General features: G+C 44.5%; 14 protein-coding genes. 4 read left to right on the top strand and 10 right to left on the bottom strand.

What is annotated here, in order from left to right:
• Positions 1-193 precede the first annotated feature (193 nt).
• The 3 genes from tkt (at position 194) to INT03_RS09305 (ending at position 4,071) form a co-directional block, all read left to right on the top strand.
• Positions 194-2,191, top strand: coding sequence for a transketolase (gene tkt, locus INT03_RS09315; RefSeq protein ID WP_193008731.1), 1,998 nt, complete (start codon positions 194-196; stop codon positions 2,189-2,191).
• A 128-nt stretch (positions 2,192-2,319) separates the two neighbouring features.
• Positions 2,320-2,976, top strand: a complete 657-nt coding sequence (locus tag INT03_RS09310) for a LysE family translocator (RefSeq protein ID WP_193008730.1) — start codon at positions 2,320-2,322, stop codon at positions 2,974-2,976.
• 75 nt (positions 2,977-3,051) lie between these two features.
• Positions 3,052-4,071, top strand: a complete 1,020-nt coding sequence (locus tag INT03_RS09305; RefSeq protein WP_193008729.1) for an NERD domain-containing protein — start codon at positions 3,052-3,054, stop codon at positions 4,069-4,071.
• A 171-nt stretch (positions 4,072-4,242) separates the two neighbouring features.
• Here the strand turns inward: INT03_RS09305 and INT03_RS09300 are convergent, their stop codons facing one another.
• The 10 genes from INT03_RS09300 to INT03_RS09255 form a co-directional block, all read right to left on the bottom strand.
• Positions 4,243-5,214 (bottom strand): DUF4424 family protein, encoded by a 972-nt coding sequence (locus INT03_RS09300; protein WP_226950218.1) that lies wholly within the window; start codon positions 5,212-5,214, stop codon positions 4,243-4,245.
• Complete coding sequence (locus tag INT03_RS09295; protein ID WP_193008728.1) at positions 5,207-6,178, bottom strand: peptide ABC transporter ATP-binding protein; 972 nt, start codon at positions 6,176-6,178, stop codon at positions 5,207-5,209. Before INT03_RS09295 ends, INT03_RS09300 begins: the two co-directional genes overlap by 8 nt.
• Entirely contained in the window at positions 6,175-7,257 is a 1,083-nt protein-coding gene (locus INT03_RS09290; protein WP_264298292.1) for an ABC transporter ATP-binding protein, read from the bottom strand. Before INT03_RS09290 ends, INT03_RS09295 begins: the two co-directional genes overlap by 4 nt.
• Position 7,258: 1 nt before the next feature.
• Positions 7,259-8,173 (bottom strand): ABC transporter permease, encoded by a 915-nt coding sequence (locus tag INT03_RS09285; protein ID WP_193008727.1) that lies wholly within the window; start codon positions 8,171-8,173, stop codon positions 7,259-7,261.
• Between the two features lie 142 nt (positions 8,174-8,315).
• A complete protein-coding gene (locus tag INT03_RS09280) occupies positions 8,316-9,332 on the bottom strand; it encodes an ABC transporter permease (protein WP_193008726.1) in 1,017 nt (338 codons plus the stop codon).
• A 195-nt stretch (positions 9,333-9,527) separates the two neighbouring features.
• Positions 9,528-11,168 carry an ABC transporter substrate-binding protein gene (locus INT03_RS09275; RefSeq protein WP_060491626.1) on the bottom strand — a complete coding sequence of 547 codons (1,641 nt, stop codon included), beginning with the start codon at positions 11,166-11,168 and terminating at the stop codon, positions 9,528-9,530.
• Positions 11,169-11,624: 456 nt separating this feature from the next.
• Entirely contained in the window at positions 11,625-13,268 is a 1,644-nt protein-coding gene (locus tag INT03_RS09270) for a GMC family oxidoreductase (protein ID WP_193008725.1), read from the bottom strand.
• Positions 13,269-13,464: 196 nt separating this feature from the next.
• Complete coding sequence (locus INT03_RS09265; protein WP_060491624.1) at positions 13,465-13,791, bottom strand: DUF779 domain-containing protein; 327 nt, start codon at positions 13,789-13,791, stop codon at positions 13,465-13,467.
• A 206-nt stretch (positions 13,792-13,997) separates the two neighbouring features.
• On the bottom strand, positions 13,998-15,026 hold the full coding sequence (gene adhP, locus INT03_RS09260) for an alcohol dehydrogenase AdhP (RefSeq protein ID WP_193008724.1): 1,029 nt from the start codon (positions 15,024-15,026) through the stop codon (positions 13,998-14,000).
• A gap of 97 nt (positions 15,027-15,123) precedes the next feature.
• Positions 15,124-16,650, bottom strand: a complete 1,527-nt coding sequence (locus INT03_RS09255; RefSeq protein WP_193008723.1) for an aldehyde dehydrogenase family protein — start codon at positions 16,648-16,650, stop codon at positions 15,124-15,126.
• Positions 16,651-16,940: 290 nt separating this feature from the next.
• Here INT03_RS09255 and INT03_RS09250 point away from each other — a divergent pair, with 290 nt between their 5' ends.
• On the top strand, positions 16,941-18,866 hold the full coding sequence (locus tag INT03_RS09250) for an AAA family ATPase (protein ID WP_193008722.1): 1,926 nt from the start codon (positions 16,941-16,943) through the stop codon (positions 18,864-18,866).
• Positions 18,867-19,004: the final 138 nt, after the last annotated feature.

Below are 19,004 nucleotides of genomic sequence, written 5' to 3'. Positions count from 1 at the left end.
TGGTTTAACAAAATTGATGTGAGTCATTGCTAAATATAAACGGTCTTGTCACCGCATTCTTAGCTAGCCTCATAGCAAATATGTTAATATTACACTTTGATTTTATAGTCTATAACTTAGGGACGCATTTGGCGTCCTTATGCTTATACTCCTTTGAGTAAACTCTCCTCTTAGCCCAATACTAGGAAACTCTATGCCAGCTCCAATTAGCGAACGTAAATTAGCCAATGCCATCCGTGTACTGTCGTTTGATGCGGTTCAAAAAGCCAACTCTGGACATCCAGGCGCGCCAATGGGTATGGCCGATATTGCCGAAGTTTTGTGGCGCAAGTTTTTGAAGCACAACCCAACCGATCCACAGTGGCACAACCGTGATCGCTTTGTCTTATCGAACGGTCATGGCTCAATGCTTATTTACTCATTGCTGCATTTATCTGGTTATGATGTCAGCGTTGATGATCTGAAAGGGTTCCGTCAGCTGCATTCAAAAACCCCAGGTCATCCTGAGCTTGGCTACACACCAGGTGTTGAAACGACTACCGGTCCATTAGGACAGGGTATTGCTAATGCCGTTGGTTTTGCAATCGCTGAAAAAACTCTAGCCGCGCAGTTCAATCGTGACGGCCATAACATCGTTGACCATAATACCTATGCATTCTTAGGCGATGGTTGCTTGATGGAAGGTATCAGTCATGAAGTGTGTTCGCTGGCTGGCACGTTAGGTCTTGGCAAGCTGGTCTTCTTCTATGATGACAATGGCATCTCTATCGATGGTAATGTTGAAGGCTGGTTCACAGATGATACGCAAGCGCGTTTTGAGTCTTATGGTTGGCAAGTTATCAAAGTCGATGGTCATGATGCCGAAGCAATCACGCAAGCAACTGAACAAGCGCTAAAAGAGACTACTAAACCAAGTCTTCTGATTTGTAAAACCACGATCGGTGCGGGTAGCCCGAACAAGCAAGGTCTAGCAGCCAGTCATGGCGCACCACTAGGTGATGATGAAATCGCCTTGACTCGTGATGCATTGTCTTGGAAGCATGCTCCATTTGAATTAGATGATGAAATCTATGAAGCATGGGATGCTAAAGCCAAAGGCGACGTACAACAAAAGAACTGGGATGCGGACTTTGACGCTTATAAGAAAGCCTATCCTGAACTAGCAGCTGAGTTGTTACGCCGTCTAAATGGCGATTTGCCTGCTGACTTTGATAGCCAAGCAAAAGCCTATATTCAGCAAACGCAAGAAGCGGGTGGCGATGTCGCCAGTCGTAAAGCCAGTCAAAATGCTATCAATACCTTACAGCCATTATTACCAGAATTGCTAGGTGGTTCAGCGGATCTCGCTGGCTCAAACCTAACACTATTCAAAGGCGCAAAAGGCATCGAAAAAGACGCTGACGGCAACTATATCTATTATGGCGTACGTGAGTTCGGTATGACCGCGATTGCCAATGGTATCGCATTGCATGGCGGCTTTATCCCTTACGTCGCGACTTTCTTAATGTTTATGGAATACGCACGTAACGCGGTACGCATGGGTGCACTTATGAAACAGCGCGTCATCCATGTCTATACTCATGACTCTATCGGTCTGGGTGAAGATGGCCCAACTCATCAGCCAGTTGAGCAATTGACTAGCCTACGTACTACGCCAAACCTACGTACATGGCGTCCGTGTGATGCGACTGAATCTGCAAGCGCTTGGGTAGAAGCTATCAAATCAGAAAACAACCCATCAGCATTGATCTTTAGCCGTCAGAGCTTGCCACATCAAGCACGGGATAGCGAGCAAGTAGCGAACATTACCAAAGGTGGTTATGTACTTGCGAAAGAGCAGGGCGAACTACAAGCCATCATCATCGCAACTGGTTCAGAAGTTGGCCTAGCGATGGAAGCATATGAAGCGTTGAGCGCAAATGGTGTTGGCGTCCGTGTGGTCTCTATGCCATGTGCAGAGATTTTCGTTGAGCAAGATACTAGCTACCGTGAAGCGGTATTGCCTGCCAATATCCGTGCTCGTGTAGCAGTAGAAGCCGCTCACGTAGATTACTGGTATAAGTTCGTTGGTCTAGATGGCAAAGTCATTGGCATGACCACTTATGGCGAATCTGCCCCTGCAGATCAGTTATACAAAGAGTTTGGTATTACCACTGATGCTGTGGTTGAAGCGGTAAATAGTTTGGTATAATTCGTTAAAAAAGTTATAAATAAAAAAGCTGCTAGAGAAATCTGGTGGCTTTTTTTATTGGCTAAATAATCAGTGTATTCATAGTGGTATTTAGTCCATAATTAAAAAAAACAGAGTACGGAATAATTATGAACTGGGATTTGTTGAGTATTTTTATCACGGTCGGCTTGGCGCATTTTCTTGCACTATTGAGTCCTGGACCAGATTTTGTATTGATCGTAAAGAGTGCGATTAAGAACGACAGTAAAGACGCAATAGGGGTTGCGCTCGGTATCACCTTTGCTAATGCAGTGTACATTGGTCTATGTCTAATTGGTGTTGGCTCAATTTTAGCCGCCTCTGCACCTATTATGATTACGCTAAAAATCATTGGTGGGTTGTTTTTAATGTACCTTGGGATACAGGCTTTACGCGCACGAAAAGATGCGTATGACCAATTTCAGGTAGCCCAATCAGCCCATTCAAATATACCTAAGACAACTTTTTTAAAGGAATTTACTGCAGGGTTTTTGTCTGGAATATTTAATCCTAAAAATCTACTCTTTTATCTCAGTTTATTCACTGTAGTATTGACACCAGAAATAAGTTTTGTGTTCAAATTAGGCTTAGGTATTTGGATGACTGTTGTGGTATTCGTATGGGACACTGCTGTCATATTTCTATTGTCGACTCGCAAAGTACGCGCTAAATTTACCCAAGTTGCTTATTACATCGATAAAGTTACAGGGGCGTTGCTTGGCGTCATTGGTTTAACTATCGTCAGAACAGCAATTGTAGATCGGTAATTTTAACCAAAAGTAATTAGTATATTGATATTGAACGTTATTTATTTTTTCATAACCACTTTCAAGAAAAAAACCATGTCCCTCAAATCCACTTTCAAAGGCTTTCTAGGCGAGACCGTTATCAATGTCGTCATGTGGCTAAAACTTGAAAAAGATGTCTATCACCGATTAAACGGTATTACCTTGCCAAGAGCCAATGGTGGCAGTACCCAAATCGATCATATTATCGTCTCTGTATACGGCATCTTTGTCATCGAAACCAAGAATTATAAAGGCTGGATATATGGTAGTGAGAACCAACGACAGTGGACACAAGTATTCCCAAATGGAAGTAAGTTCAAATTCCAAAACCCACTACGCCAAAATTATCTACATATTAAGACGCTTGCAGATTTATTGGGGTTGGAGCTGAGCTACTTCCATTCGATGATTGCTTTCATCGGTGAGTGCGAGCTAAAAACCCGTGATGAGTTACCCGAACACGTATTGACGAGTGGGATGGTGTCTTATGTGAAGCAAAAGCAGGATGAAATACTGACTGAAGACGAGGTTAAGTCTATCGTTGAGCAGATTAATAGCAACAGATTTAGCAAATCTTGGCGCACCAATAGAGAGCATAAAGCCTATCTAAAAGACAAGCATAGCCCCTCAAACAAACAGCCTAGCAGTAACTCTACTGATAAAACAATTGCTAAAACTGCCAGTAAGCCTACACTCGAGCCGGTAATAAAAGAAACCGCTAAACGAGCCACGCTGAAAAGCCGAGAAGTGCTGCGATGGTCAGGTCAGACTGAGATTGAATCTAGCGAGTTACTAACTGAGAGTCTGAATATTCAGCAGACAAATACACCATATGATATGGACAATAAAGCGTTCCTTACACCGTTTGAGATTGTAGAGCCTGAGCCACAAGTGGAAGCACCTACAATATTTGAGGCGACAAACCCTACTGCTAATCTCGTCCAAGCGCCAACTTGCCCGAAATGTAATGGAGAGATGGTTAAACGCACTGCAAAGAAAGGCGCACGCCAAGGACAATTCTTTTATGGCTGCGCGCAGTTTCCAAAGTGCCGAGGTGTAGTAAATATTGCTTAGCCTTTAAAGAACACCGACCCATACTTCGCATATTTCCCCACTTTTAAAGCATCAGATGCTGAGGCTCATATTTTTGTTTTTTTGCTTGGTTTTGTTCACGAAAACCCAGCGACAAGATGACCGTCGAAACAAGTTTTATCGATGCGCTAGACGTACTCTATAAACTAACGGCTACTTCATAATAAAAGCGACATCAAAATCGTGCGTTGGCATAAAGTTAGTCTCTTTAATCTCAAACGTCGTCGCGCTTACCTTTGTGACTTTACCCTTTCCTTTCCAGCAAAACGACACTAATTCATTAGGATCGCGTTCTACGGTAAGTTTGAAATTGCTAATCGGTTTTGCCCAGTTAGCCCCCGTAGTCAATATATAGCTTAAGGCATGATAAGGGCGACTACCATTCTTGTGAAATCCTCTTTGAGTTGAAGCATCTACGCAAAAATTTGGGAATCCTTCTTGACCTAGATGAACTGAGCCACCCACAAGCGGTGTATATGAATGCTTGATTTTGGTCGTCGCATTGGCTTTGAATTTTTGCTCCCAACTATAGATCACCTGCGAATCCCAAGGTATATAAAGACTTTCTCTATCATAGATGAATTTATCTAATGCCTTGTTATTACAATCTAAAAGCCGTTGATTGACATATTCAGTGTCCACTTGATATGTCCAAGGCCCCATCATATCAGCCTCGTTAAGACCACAGGACTTGAATATTTCAGTCGTATCGACAGAGGTGTTCGCATAGGTTCTATCACTGTCTTTGACGACTATTGGGTACATAAAAGTGCGAACATGTAGTTCTGGATCAATGGGTTTGCCATTGACCCAAAGTTTAAAATTATTATAAGTTTCGCTAGTATCAGCAAAATCTGAGCCTGTAAAACTAGGAACAGCGGGCATAGGAAATAAAATGGTTTCGGTAATATCTTTATTGCTTAAGTTTTTAAACTCATAATTGACGCGAATTTTATCTTTTGAGATATATAAATCTTCACTATGCATACTGATATTTTTATTTTTAAGATACTCAACACCGCCCGTACCGATATAGCCAGTAGAGTCATTGGCTTGGGCAGCCGTCATCGCTAGCAGAACAGCGCAAGCTAATTGGCTGCTACACATAAAATATCGCTTACCCATATATTTCTTCCAAGCGTAAACAAGCAACCAGTCGGCCATCCCATTCACGCAGTTGTGGCTCTATCTCGCTACATTGCTGTTTGGCATATGGGCAGCGTTTGTGCAGGGCGCAGCCAGTCGGTGGATTGAGCGGGCTTGGCAACTCGCCTTGTAGGGTCAAATCATTCTTATGACCATTTACCGTTGGCGCGGCAGCCAACAGAGCGATAGTATATGGATGTTTTGGCGCGTTATAAATTGCTTCTTTCGGGCCATGCTCAACTGCCTGACCTAAATACATCACCATCACATCATCAGCGACATGACGTACGACCGACAGATTGTGTGAGATAAAAACGTAAGCAGTACGATACTCATCCTGCAAATCCATAAATAGGTTCAAGACTTGCGCTTGAATCGATACATCGAGTGCAGAAGTTGGCTCATCAGCGACGACAATTTTAGGGTTGAGCATCATCGCGCGGGCGAGGGCAATACGTTGACGCTGACCACCCGAAAACATATGTGGGTAACGACCAGCGTGTTCGGGACGTAGACCAACATGTCTCATCATCTCGTTGATTTTGTCGCGCTTTTCTTCTTTAGACAGTTTGGTATGGATATCCAGTGGTTCTGTCAATTGATAGCCAATAGTATGACGCGGATTTAAGCTACCATAAGGGTTTTGAAAGACCATTTGAATTTCAGTACGCAACTCTTTTAGCGCTTTTCTACTATAGCCAGTGGCACCTTCATCGTTGATGAATAGCTCACCATGTGTAGGCTCTTCAATCAGTGTCAACTGGCGGGCAAGGGTGGATTTGCCGCAGCCGGACTCACCAACGACGGCTAACGTCTTGCCAGCTTGCAGCTCGAACGAGATACCATTGAGCGCTTTCACATAGGCTTTTGCTTTACCCAAACCTTGAGATACCGGGTAATGCTTGTGTAGGTTGTCTGCTTTCAGTACCACTTTATTACTCATACTTGTGACTCCAAGGTAGCAGCGTGAGAGGTGGATAGGTGAGAAGGAGCGCTCGGTAATTCTGCATGAATACAGCGCACTTTGCCATTAGGAGTATCCAATATGGGCGGCGGCACTTCACAAGCGGGCTCTTTGTACGGGCAGCGAGGAGACAATAAGCAACCACTCGGGCGATCATATTGGCTGGGTACGACACCGGGTAAGCTGTTCAATCTATCTTGACCAATAGCCAGTTCAGGGATAGCTTGCAGCAAGGCCTCCGTATAAGGGTGAGCAGGCTTTTGGAAAATCTCCGGCACGGTACTGGTTTCGACCACTTGTCCGGCATACATGACCGCGACATCACGCGAGTTTTGCGCGACTAAACCCAAGTCGTGGGTAATCAGTATCATCGCCATTTGTTTTTCGCGTTGCAATCGGCTTAGCAAGTCCATTATTTGCGCTTGTACTGTGACATCGAGCGCGGTGGTAGGTTCATCGGCGATCAGAAGCTTTGGCTCACAAGCAATTGCCATCGCAATCATAACTCGTTGACTCATACCGCCTGATAGCTGATGCGGATAAACCTTGAGTCGGTTTTTGGCATCGGGCATTTCGACCAACTCTAGCAGCTCTAGGATACGCGCCTGTACGGCTGAGCCTCGCAAACCAAGATGCTTGCGTAAGACTTCACCCAGTTGCATCTCAACCGTAAAGCTTGGATTTAAGCAAGACATAGCATTTTGAAAGATCATTGAGATGTCTTTGCCAATGATGCCGCGTTTTTCTTTTGCTGACATACTGAGCATGTCTTTATCATCGAACATAACGCGCTTGGAACGGACAGTTGCAGAGGGTGGTAGTAGCCCCATCAGTGCCATCATAGTGACCGACTTACCCGAGCCAGATTCACCCACGACTGCGATGACTTCGCCTTGTGTAATCTTTAACGACACATCATCGACTGCACGAAAAGCGCGCACCCCTTGCCCGAAAGTAACCGAAAGATTTTCAATATCTAACAGTAATGGTGATTCTTTTTTTGATGCGTCATTCATAGAAGTGTGAGTGGTAGGCGTTTTAATTAATGGTTCAGTCATCTTAGGTCACCTGCTTTAATTTGGGATCTAGCGCATCGCGTAGGCCATCACCAGTCAAGTTAATCGACAATGCGGCTAAGAAAATAGCGACACCGGGCCAAATCGCTAGCCAAACATTACTCTGAATATATTGACGCGCCGTACCGAGCATCGCGCCCCATTCTGCATCGGGTGGCTGTACACCAAAGCCTAAGAAACCAATCGCGCCTGCTTCTAAAATAGCAGACGAGAAAATCATCGTCGCCTGCACGATGAGCGGTGCCATACAGTTGGGCAAAATGGTGATAAACAATAAACGCAACACGCCAGCACCCATCACTTGCGAAGCGATAAAATACTCACGCTGTAGCTCTACCATCGCGGTAGCACGAGTCAGCCGAATAAAAGGTGGCGTACAGACCAAGGCGATCGTAATAATCGTATTGGTCATCGAAGGACCTAGGATGGCGGCGATAATGATCGCCAATAGCAAGCTCGGATAAGACATCAAAATATCATTGACCAGCATGACGGCTTTGCCCCAAACCTTGGGCCAAAATGCAGCACTAAGTCCTAATGAAACACCGACTAACATGGCAAGAGTCGTCGCGCTCAGACCGATAAATAGAGAATAACGCGCGCCATACATCACCCGAGATAATGTATCTCGGCCAGCATCATCCGTGCCTAGCCAAAACATTGTATTGCCGCCATCTAGAAAGGCAGGCGGCAACTGCTCTTGACCAGTAAATAACTCGTAAGGGTCATGGGGCGCAATGGCAGGCGCAAGGATGGCAATAATGACCATCAATGCCAGTACAATAAAACCAAGCACCGCGCCTTTATTTCGGCAGAATGTCGATAAAAATAGCTGCCAAGATGACGGCGGTGTGGCGGCCATAAGATTGATATCAGAGGGAAGAACAGAAGGCTTCATGAGCAGTTCCTATAGTGGCTAACGCGTTACAAGTATGTAGAGTTCCATTTCTAGCAATCATTTAAAATGTGCTAAAACTCACTCAAGACCATACAAACACTAATAACCACTATTTATAATATGAGTATTTATCAATGTTAAATTAAGAAGTATGTCGAATACGCGGATTGATAAGACCATACAAAATATCAATAAATAAACTAACCAAAATCAGGGCGGTGGCGACCAATAAAATACCGTTTTGCACGATAGGATAATCACGAGTGAAAAACCCATCGAGCAGCCAATTACCAACACCTGGCCAACTAAAGATAGTCTCAGTGATAATAGCCCCCGCGAGCAAGGTCGCCATCTGTAAACCAATCACCGTCACCACAGTTATCAGGGCATTGCGCATGACGTGTACCAATATCACGCGGCGCGGCGATATGCCTTTGGCGCGCGCTGTACGCACGTAGTCCTCATCTAACACCTCTAGCATCGCCGAGCGTGTCATGCGTGCAATCATTGCGAGTGGTATGGTCGATAAGGCAATAGACGGTAGGATAAAGTGTTTTACCACGTCCCAAAACGCGCCAGGTTCTCCTGATGTTAAAGAGCCCAATAACCATGATCCATATAAAGGTTTGACGTCTAAAAACTGCGCGACAGATATGACACCGGCGACGGGTAACAGGCCGAGATAATGGGCGAATATACCCGTGAGAATAGGCCCTAATAAATAGATGGGCATAGAGTAGCCAGCCAGCGCCCCTGACATTAGAGTGTAGTCAATCCATGTACCACGTCGTAGCGCGGCAAAGATACCTAAGCTCACACCGACAACGCTGGCAATGACAATGGCACACAAAGCCAGCTCTAAGGTTGGTACAAAATGAGCAAAGAAATCTTGTAATACCGGAGTACGAGTACGAAAGGATTGACCAAAATCACCGGTCAATATTCCGGTTAAGTAATCCCAATATTGGACAATGAGGGGTTTGTCTAAGCCAAGTCTTTCTAACGCGCGAGCATGTAGCTCTGGATCTACCATACGCTCACCCATCATAATCTCGACAGCATCTCCAGGGACGAGCCGAATTAAGGTGAATGTCGATAGTGTTAAGCCAAGATAGACAGGAATTAGAATGGCAATGCGACGCAAAATGTAAAGTAGCATGGGCTGCTCAATTCAATAGTTGTGGTTCAATCGTTTGAGATCGATGAGTAGAATGTTGGCAGAGATGAGAGAGTCGGTGACAAAATGCTTAATAAGGCGCTTAACTCATATAAATACGGCTGGAGCAGAGTATCTGACCCAGCCGAATACCAATTAAACAATCATGCATGTCTTACCGGACGTCGTCAGCTCAGGTTATTCAACCTTTACACCATCGAAGCGTATTGAGCCAAGCGGACTAATTTTATAATCGACGACGTTTGGTGCGGTGAATACCGTGACCACCGAATGCGCCATTGTCGTCCAAGGCAGCTGCTCTTTGAATATCTGCTGAGCTTGTACATAGTCGTTGACGCGCTCATCCTGATTGGTAATCTGACGGGCGTTAGTCACCAAAGTGTCAAAGTCTTTATTACACCAACGTGAGTAATTATTACCACCGACCGCATCACAAGATAGTAGCGTACCAAGCCAGTTATCAGGATCCCCATTGTCACCAGTCCAGCCCGCTAGAATGACATCAGGCTCACCTTTAGCAGCGCGGTTTAGATACTCGCCCCATTCATACGTCACAAGCTTGGTATCGACACCAATTTTTGCCCAATCTGCTTGTAGCATTTCAGCCATGAGTTTGGCATTAGGATTGTACGGGCGTTGAACGGGCATATACCATAGATTAATGGCAAGTTTGTCCGCGCCTGCTTCTTTTATAAGGGACTTGGCTTTTTCCACATCGTAAGGCGCATCTTTGATAGATTTGTCGTAACCCCATTGTGTGGGCGGCATAGGATTGGTGGCTTTTAATCCTTCGCTTTGATAAACCGCATTGATAATAGCGTCTTTATTAATTGCCATGTCTAATGCTTGGCGAACCTTAAGGTCGCTAAGCTTCGGTTTTTCAACGTTATAGCCGACATAGCCGACGTTAAAGCCAGGTTGATCGAGAACGGTGGCCTTCCCAGATTTTTTGACAGAGTCAATTTCGGCAGGTTTTGGATAAGCGGACACATGACATTCGCCTGCTTGCACTTTTTGGGCACGAACTGCTGAATCTTTGGTGATGACAAAGACTAGATTATCAATATGAATATCATCTTTGTTCCAGTAGTCTGGATTTTTGGTATAACGAATTTGCGCGTCTTTTTGATAAGAAGTAAAGACGAAAGGTCCTGTACCAACGGGTTTGGTGTTGATATCAGCAGCATTACCAGAAGCCATTAACTTTTCTGCATACTCAGCAGAATCGATATAAGCGAATGGCATCGCTAGGTTCTGTAAAAATGGCGCATTGGTTTCGCTTAGGGTGATTTTGACGGTAGAGTCATCAACTTTTTCGATATTGGAGATAATATCAGGTAGCCCCATACCGACCGAATAGGGGAACTCAGCAGGATAGGCTTTATTAAATTCAAACTCTGGATTGGTGATACGCTCTAGAGTAAAGACAATATCATCTGCGTTGAAATCACGGGTTGGGGTAAAGTAATCGGTCTTACCATATTTAACCCCTTTACGTAGGTTAAAGGTATAAGTCTTGCCGTCTTCACTAATATCCCAGCTTTCAGCTAAGGCTGGCTGAATCTCAGTACCATCTCTTTTGAATTCTACTAAGCCGTTGTAGATGGGAAAGGCGCTCGCATCAAAATCTGTACCTGCAGTGTATTGTGCTGGATCGAATCCAGCTGGACTACCTTCTGAGCAATAAAGTAAGGTTTTGGCTGCTTTAGCATCTGAGCTGGCAGCAGATTCATCGGTGGTTTTGTTGTCGCCGCTACAGGCACTGATGCCTAGAATAACTGTCGCCAACATCGTCAGTTTGAAGAGTGATTTTTGCATTATTACATCCTATGTAATGATAAATAGTCGCCAATATATTTATAAGATCGTTTTTGACCCATAAATATAATGAGCGTGCTTTTAATTCCCTTTAAAGCAATTGTTTATATCGTGTTTCTAATATGCAAAATAAAAAATATTTCAGGCTATATTAACCATTATTCAGATTTGCAAAAAATATCGATATAAATAAGTGGTTTAAATATACTCTGTTCAACAGTGGTAATGCAAGACATCTGTAAGCTAATTTGATAGAAAACGTTCTGTTTTACTATCTTTATTGCTGAATTTGTTAGAGTTTCTCCTTATTTTAGAAATGCTGATAAAATGACCACGAAAAAATATGGGTTAAACTTTTATACAATCTACTTATTTTCATTTTATTGAATATAAGGTTTTAGTAAATAAGTTTCTTAAATAAAAATACTAATTATAAGACGCATATCTTCTCATGTTTTATGGCGTGATTCGTTCGATATGACCATGATTTGCTTTGATAAGGTCTGCGAGTTTTTCGGCAATCATAATCGTTGGCGCATTGGTATTACCGCTGATTAAAGTCGGCATGATTGAGGCATCGATGACCCTTAAGCCATTTACGCCGCGTACTTTTAATTGCAAATCGACGACTGAATTGCTGTCTGAGCCCATACGGCAAGTGCCGACAGGATGATAAATGGTATCTGACTTGTTGCGAATATAGCCGAGCATACCGTCTTTTTCGATATAGGGGGCAGGGTAGTCTTCAGTAATATATTTGGCGATGGGTGATTCTTGCATGATGGCGCGCGTACGCTCCGCGCCTGCAATCATATATTCCACATCTTTTGGGTGCGAGAGGTAGTTTGGATCAATCAATACCGAGTCTGAGGGGTCGGCGGAGTCCAGTCTGACCGTACCGCGGCTTTCAGGGCGTAGGTAGCAACTGTGACAAGAGACCGCAAAGCCACGTCTGAGATCACGACCGTGCTCAATCACGCGGGATATGACAAAGTGCAGTTGGGTATTTGGCCACTCTTTTGGATCATCACCGACACTAAAGAACGCGCCCGCTTCAGCATAGTTGGTAGACAAGAGGCCTGTACCATCCTTTCTCCACTGCCGAATACTTTTGGTCAATGTCGAAATCGTCGCCATACCAATACCGATGACGTCAGTGGTATTGACCTCGTAATCAAAAACGACATCTAAGTGATCTTGTAGATTACCACCAACATCGGGCGCATCTACCACGACGTCGATGCCATGCGATTGTAGATGCTCAGCAGGTCCAATACCTGACAACATCAGGACTTTGGGTGAGCCAAAAGTGCCCCCAGATAATATCACTTCATGACGCGCCATAACCGCATGCTCGACGCCATCTTTTTCATAAGCGACACCAACGGCTTGTTTGTCTTCAAAGATGACGCGGTTGGCTTGGGCGTGGGTGATGACGGTCAGATTTGATCGGTTTTGTACTGGATGTAGATAAGCCGCCGCCGCAGAGCAGCGTTGACCTTGTTTTTCGCCATGAAAATGGGTGACTTGATATAGCCCTGTACCGTCTTGCTTTTCGCCATTAAAATCTTGATTATGATCTAAACCATTGGTGATGGCGGCTTCTACGAATGCTTTGGAGATATCACGTGGACTCAGTAAGTCACTTACATGCAGCGGTCCGCTATCACCATGTAGCTCGCCGCTACCATGAATATTATTTTCTGCTTTGATAAAGTAGGGCAGTACATCATCAAATCCCCAGCCAGTACAGCCTTGTTCTACCCAACGTTCATAATCGAGCGCACTACCACGCGTATAAATCATGGCATTGATAGCGGATGAACCGCCTAAGCATTGACCACGTGGTTGGAAGCCACGGCGGTCATTCAGGTGCGTCTGCGGCGTGGTGTGAAAGCACCAATTATTCAGTTTCAGTGGCTTGCCTGGCACCATCAAAATCAGTCCAACAGGGACACGGACAGCAAGGTCTTTGCCTTCACCGCCATATTCTAATAAGCAGACACTAATGTCTGGGTTTTCTGTTAATCGGCTAGCAAGTACGCAGCCAGCTGAACCACCACCAACGATGACGTAATCAAATTTTTTATCAAATTCCATTTTACATTCCTTCTAGCATCCATGCTGAGTAAAACGTGCTCGTTAAAACGCGTTTATTGAAATAGGGTACGCATTACAGTATCTATTATTTTGCTTGAATAATAAAATAAAAATGACTAAGGGGTGTTTATCGATCAACATATGGCATGGCAAAACAATACTAGGTCGTTAAAACGCTGGTGGATGCTATTTAAACTTATACAGCACATATCTCTGAACGTACGATAAAGCGCTTACCTTCTGGTATTTCAAGCGAAAAACTGGCTCCGCGTCCATCGACCACATCTATCGTTAGATCGGTATGTTGCCAGAGCTTATGCTGAGCTTTACCCATATAAAATGGACAGCCAACCAGCTCACCGATGAGTACGTCTTGTCCGCCTACTTTAAATTCGCCCAATGGATAACACATGGGTGAACTGCCATCGCAGCAGCCGCCTGATTGATGAAACATCAGCTCACCGTGCTTAGATTTTAGTAAGTCGATTAATGCTTTGCAGGACTCTGTCGCTGTGACGTTCATAATGATTTCCTTATCGTTAGACCCGAACGGATATCTTTCATAATCATACTGAGTAGAAAATAAAGGGTCGCATCATATTCACTCACATCATTTATCATATGTGGTTGAAAACGATACGACCCTTTACTGATGATTACTCTAGACAGTCATTGAGACGGTGTTACGAGTCTCAAAATGTCATAAAACATGTGGCTACATAATTGTTGCTACAGACTATAGTCAATGACAATGCGACCTTCGATTTTGCCATCACGCATACGATCAAAGATATCATTGATATTTTCTAGTGGCTCAGCGGCAACGGTGGCTTTTACTTTGCCTGCTGCTGCCATGTCTAGCGACTCTTGCAAGTCGAGACGCGTACCAACGATTGAGCCACGAATGGTAATACCGTTTAAAACAGTATCAAAAATGGATACTGGGAATTCGCCCGTTGGTAGACCATTACAGACTAAAGTACCACCGCGTCGTAACATGCCTAATGCTTGATCAAAGGCTTTTGAAGATACTGCTGTCACGAGCGCACCGTGAGCACCGCCGATTTCTTTTTGTAGATATTCAGCAGGGTCAGTATTTTTCGCATTAACAGTGACTTTGGCACCCAGTTTTTTAGCGAATGCCAGTTTTTCGTCATCAATATCCACAGCAGCAACGTTCAATCCCATTGCAATGGCATATTGAACTGCCATATGACCGAGTCCGCCAATACCTGAAACGACGACCCAATCGCCTGGCTTGGTGTCGGTCATTTTAAGACCTTTGTAGACCGTAACACCTGCACACAACACTGGTGCAATTTCAATAGAGTCAACGCTTTCAGGGATGATGCCGACATAGTTGGCATCTGCTAGTACATATTCTGCAAAGCTGCCGTTTACAGAATAACCAGAGTTTTGTTGGCTTTCGCATAAGGTTTCCCAACCACCTAAGCAATGGGTACAGTGTCCACAAGCAGAGTAGAGCCAAGGGATACCGACTCGGTCGCCTTCTTTGACATGATGCACATTGTCACCAACGGCGGTGATAAGACCAACGCCTTCGTGGCCTGGGATAAACGGTGGGCTAGGTTTCACTGGCCAATCGCCCTCAATGGCATGCAAATCGGTATGACAGACACCTGATGCCTGCATTTTTACGACGATTTGACCAGCACCTGCGGTTGGAATATCTACTTCTTCAATTTCTAAGGGTTGTCCGAATTCATGCAGCACGGCCGCTTTCATTTTATTACTCACGTTGTAACTCCTTGTCATCGTTCTTTACATTAAGATGCTCGGCGAGCACCGAGGTCGCACTTTACGCTTTTGCCATAAAGTGCTTTGAAAAACAGAATTAAAAGAAGCCCATTGCTTTAGGACTATAAGAGACCAGCATGTTCTTAGTTTGTTGATAATGGTCTAGCATCATTAAATGGTTTTCGCGGCCAATACCAGACTGCTTATACCCACCAAACGCAGAATGCGCAGGATAGAGATGATAGCAATTCGTCCAAACGCGACCGGCTTTAATGCCACGACCGAAACGATAAGCGCGCGTACCATTACGCGTCCAGACGCCAGCACCAAGACCATATAAAGTGTCATTGGCGAGAGCCATTGCTTCTTCATCGTCTTTAAAAGTGGTGACAGCGAGTACGGGGCCAAAGATTTCTTCTTGGAACACGCGCATATCATTCGTGCCTTCAAAGATCGTTGGCTGTACATAATAACCGTTCGCCATGTCGCCATCATGTTTGGCGAGTTCGCCACCGACGAGGACTTTTGCGCCTTCTTTTTTACCAATATCGAGGTAAGAGAGGATTTTTTCTAACTGATCTGAGCTGGCTTGCGCACCAATCATGGTATCGGTATCAAGCGGGTTGCCCATTTTTATCGCTTTCACGCGAGCGATACAGCGTTTCATGAATTCATCATAGATGCTTTCGTGTACGAGGGCGCGTGATGGGCAGGTACAGACTTCGCCTTGGTTGAGTGCAAACATGACCAAACCTTCAACCGCTTTATCTAAGAAGTCATCGTCCTCATCCATGATATCGGCAAAGAAGATGTTTGGACTCTTGCCGCCCAACTCTAGCGTGACTGGAATGATATTTTCACTGGCGTATTGCATAATTAAGCGACCAGTGGTGGTCTCACCCGTAAAGGAAACTTTATCGATACGCGGGTTGGAAGCGATTGGCTTACCAGCTTCTACACCAAAGCCGTTAATGACGTTTAGTACGCCTTTTGGTAAAATATCCGCCGCGCCTATGACGTCAAGCATGTATAAAACAGAAGCTGGCGTTTGCTCGGCAGGCTTGAGGACGATACAGTTACCCGCAGCAAGGGCTGGGGCAATTTTCCAAATCGCCATTAGAATAGGGAAGTTCCAAGGAATGATTTGACCAACGACGCCAAGCGGCTCATGAAAATGATAGGCGACGGTATCTTCATCAATTTGGCTAATGCCGCCTTCTTGTGCACGGATAACGCCCGCAAAATAACGCAAATGGTCGATGGCGATTGGGATATCAGCGGCGAGAGTTTCGCGAACTGGTTTACCGTTTTCATAGCTTTCAGCGATAGCGATTGCCTCTAAATTGGCTTCGATACCGTCAGCAAGTTTGAGCAACATATTAGAGCGATCAGTGACACTGGTTTTGCCCCATGCGTCTTTTGCGGCATGAGCGGCATCTAGCGCCGCTTCGACATCTGCTTCTTTTGAGCGTGCGATCTGACAGAAGGTTTTACCATCGATTGGACTTGAGTTGTCAAAGTATTCACCATCGATTGGTGCGACCCACTCACCATTGATGAAGTTGTCATATTTTTTGCGGAATTGAACAGGACTATTTTCAGTATTGGGATAGGCGTATAACATTAACGACTCCTTGTTGTGTATTATGGCTAGTTAAGAACAAACGACTTAAGCATAAATATTTGGCCATCCTGACCAAGCTATGACCCTATCGTACTGAGCTTTAGCGATGAGCGATAATGACTTTTTATAATGATATATTTCGTATCGTATAACTTTAAGTTATGTGGCTTATTAGGGTTAAAGTCGTCCGCAAAACGGATGTAGCTGTTATAATTGTTGGCAGCTTTTTCTCTTATTATTTGCTCTTAAGCTGTTTTTCTTATTACTATTAACTTAATTGGTTTAGATATATGCGTCAATCTTCTGCTCTTGATATCTTAAAAACGGGTCAAAATGTCTTTTTGACTGGCTCAGCAGGTTCAGGTAAGACTTATACGCTCAATCAATATATCGACTACCTGCGCGCGCGCCGTGTGCCTGTCGCCGTCACTGCGAGTACTGGTATTGCTGCCACACACATGAATGGCACAACGATTCATAGCTGGTCCGGCATCGGTATCAAAGATGAGTTAAGCGACCGCGACTTGACTACGTTATCACGCAAGCAGTTTTTGGCAGACCGACTAAAAGACACCGCGGTATTGGTCATTGATGAGATATCGATGTTGCATGCTAAGCAGCTCAATTTGGTCAGCCAAGTACTCAAGCATATCCGCAAAAATGACAAAGCCTTTGGTGGTATCCAAGTGGTCGTGGCAGGGGACTTTTTTCAGCTGCCACCGATTGGTAGTAAGGGTGAAACCAATCGTGAAAAATTTGCCTTTATGTCTGAAGCGTGGCTTGATGCCAAGTTCCATATTTGCTATCTGTCTGAGCAACACAGGCAGGTTAGTGAAGCGGCAAATGGCGGGCTTGATTTGGACGATATCCTCAACCAAATTCGTCGTCAGGAAGTCACTTTTGAATCGATTGCCGCGCTGGAGGCGACTTTTGACCAAAATGTCGATATCAAACGTACCCGTCTTTATACCCATAATCTCAACGTTAATAGCATCAATGATAAAGAGCTTGCCGCGTTAGAGGGCGAAATGATGCGCTTTACTGCCACGTCCACGGGCGACAGTAAATTGGTTGAGACGCTTAAAAAAACGGTACGTACCCAAGTTGATTTGGTACTAAAAGTCGGTGCCAAGGTAATGTTTATCAAAAACAATACTGAACTTGGCGTGTCCAACGGTACTATGGGTGAATTGATTGGTTTTGCCGCTGTTAAAATCGATGATAGCAAAGACAGCAGTGATGATTTAATCGAAGATGATGATGAAAATACTGAAAGTGAGACGAATAAGACTGTAAAAGGCAAAGGTAAAAAAGCCATAAAAGAGAAACCCAAAGCCAAAAAGCCAACGACGCAAAAAATGCCCGTGGTTCGGCTCAATTCAGGGCGTGAAGTCATCGCTGAGCCTGAAGAATGGATTATCGAAGATGAGACCGGTGACGTGCTGGCAAGCTATGAGCAAGTACCGCTTTGTCTAGCATGGGCGATTACCATTCATAAGTCACAAGGCATGACCCTCGATGCGGCGGAGATTGACTTGTCGCGCACCTTTGAGCTGGGGCAAGGCTATGTGGCATTGTCACGGTTAAAGTCGCTGGCAGGTTTGCAGCTGCTCGGTATGAACGACATGAGTTTGCAGCTTGATCCGCTAGCACGCGGCGCGGACAAACGGTTTTTGGTGCTGTCCGATGAGGCTGATGCCAATTATTCGATGCTTGATGAAGAGAGCATGACGCAGGCACATGAGAAATTTATTTTAAAATCGGGCGGTACGCTGAGTAAATCAGTGATTGATGCTTATGCCACTTTGCAAAAAAAGCGCCGCGAGCAACAACAAGCGCAAATAGACAAAAAACAGAAACTGGGCAATCAAGTTTCCGATAAGTCAGACAGTACCTTGCTTGCGACGCGATTATTATTAGAGGAGAGCTTGTCGATTGCAGAAATCTCACAAGCCCGTCAGCTTTCACAATCGACCATCATGCGTCATATTGCTGACCTAAAATCTCAAGATCCAAGCCTCGCTTGTGATCATTTGCGGCCAGAGGATGAGGTGATGACGGCGGTTGGCAATGCCTACGTCGCGATTAAAGTTGCCAATAATCCAAATGATTTCAATGATGATGGCAGTATTAAATTGCGTCCAATATTCGATCATCTTAAGCAAAGTATTGATTACAATACCATTCGTTTGGCACTGATTTTTATAACGCCCTAATACTGAATGGCGTTTTGATACTGAGTATGGCAACTCAGGGTTCAAGCATTCACCAAAGCTATTTAGCTTTTATATAACAATCCTTAGAGCCGATTGACAACTTGTTGGTTTTGTCTCATTGTAGCGCTGACTTTATAG

This window comes from Psychrobacter sp. PG1, from assembly GCF_014897815.1.
In the GTDB taxonomy this organism is placed as follows: Bacteria; Pseudomonadota; Gammaproteobacteria; order Pseudomonadales; family Moraxellaceae; genus Psychrobacter.
Note: the sequence above shows the minus strand (reverse complement) of the source record. Positions and strands in the feature narration are given on the sequence as shown.

Coding starts and splice junctions, on each gene's coding strand:
- tkt (WP_193008731.1), top strand. CDS start 194: ATGCCAGCTCCAATTAGCGAACGTAAATTAGCCAATGCCATCCGTGTA.
- INT03_RS09310 (WP_193008730.1), top strand. CDS start 2,320: ATGAACTGGGATTTGTTGAGTATTTTTATCACGGTCGGCTTGGCGCAT.
- INT03_RS09305 (WP_193008729.1), top strand. CDS start 3,052: ATGTCCCTCAAATCCACTTTCAAAGGCTTTCTAGGCGAGACCGTTATC.
- INT03_RS09300 (WP_226950218.1), bottom strand. CDS start 5,214: ATGGGTAAGCGATATTTTATGTGTAGCAGCCAATTAGCTTGCGCTGTT.
- INT03_RS09295 (WP_193008728.1), bottom strand. CDS start 6,178: ATGAGTAATAAAGTGGTACTGAAAGCAGACAACCTACACAAGCATTAC.
- INT03_RS09290 (WP_264298292.1), bottom strand. CDS start 7,257: ATGACTGAACCATTAATTAAAACGCCTACCACTCACACTTCTATGAAT.
- INT03_RS09285 (WP_193008727.1), bottom strand. CDS start 8,173: ATGAAGCCTTCTGTTCTTCCCTCTGATATCAATCTTATGGCCGCCACA.
- INT03_RS09280 (WP_193008726.1), bottom strand. CDS start 9,332: ATGCTACTTTACATTTTGCGTCGCATTGCCATTCTAATTCCTGTCTAT.
- INT03_RS09275 (WP_060491626.1), bottom strand. CDS start 11,168: ATGCAAAAATCACTCTTCAAACTGACGATGTTGGCGACAGTTATTCTA.
- INT03_RS09270 (WP_193008725.1), bottom strand. CDS start 13,268: ATGGAATTTGATAAAAAATTTGATTACGTCATCGTTGGTGGTGGTTCA.
- INT03_RS09265 (WP_060491624.1), bottom strand. CDS start 13,791: ATGAACGTCACAGCGACAGAGTCCTGCAAAGCATTAATCGACTTACTA.
- INT03_RS09255 (WP_193008723.1), bottom strand. CDS start 16,650: ATGTTATACGCCTATCCCAATACTGAAAATAGTCCTGTTCAATTCCGC.
- INT03_RS09250 (WP_193008722.1), top strand. CDS start 16,941: ATGCGTCAATCTTCTGCTCTTGATATCTTAAAAACGGGTCAAAATGTC.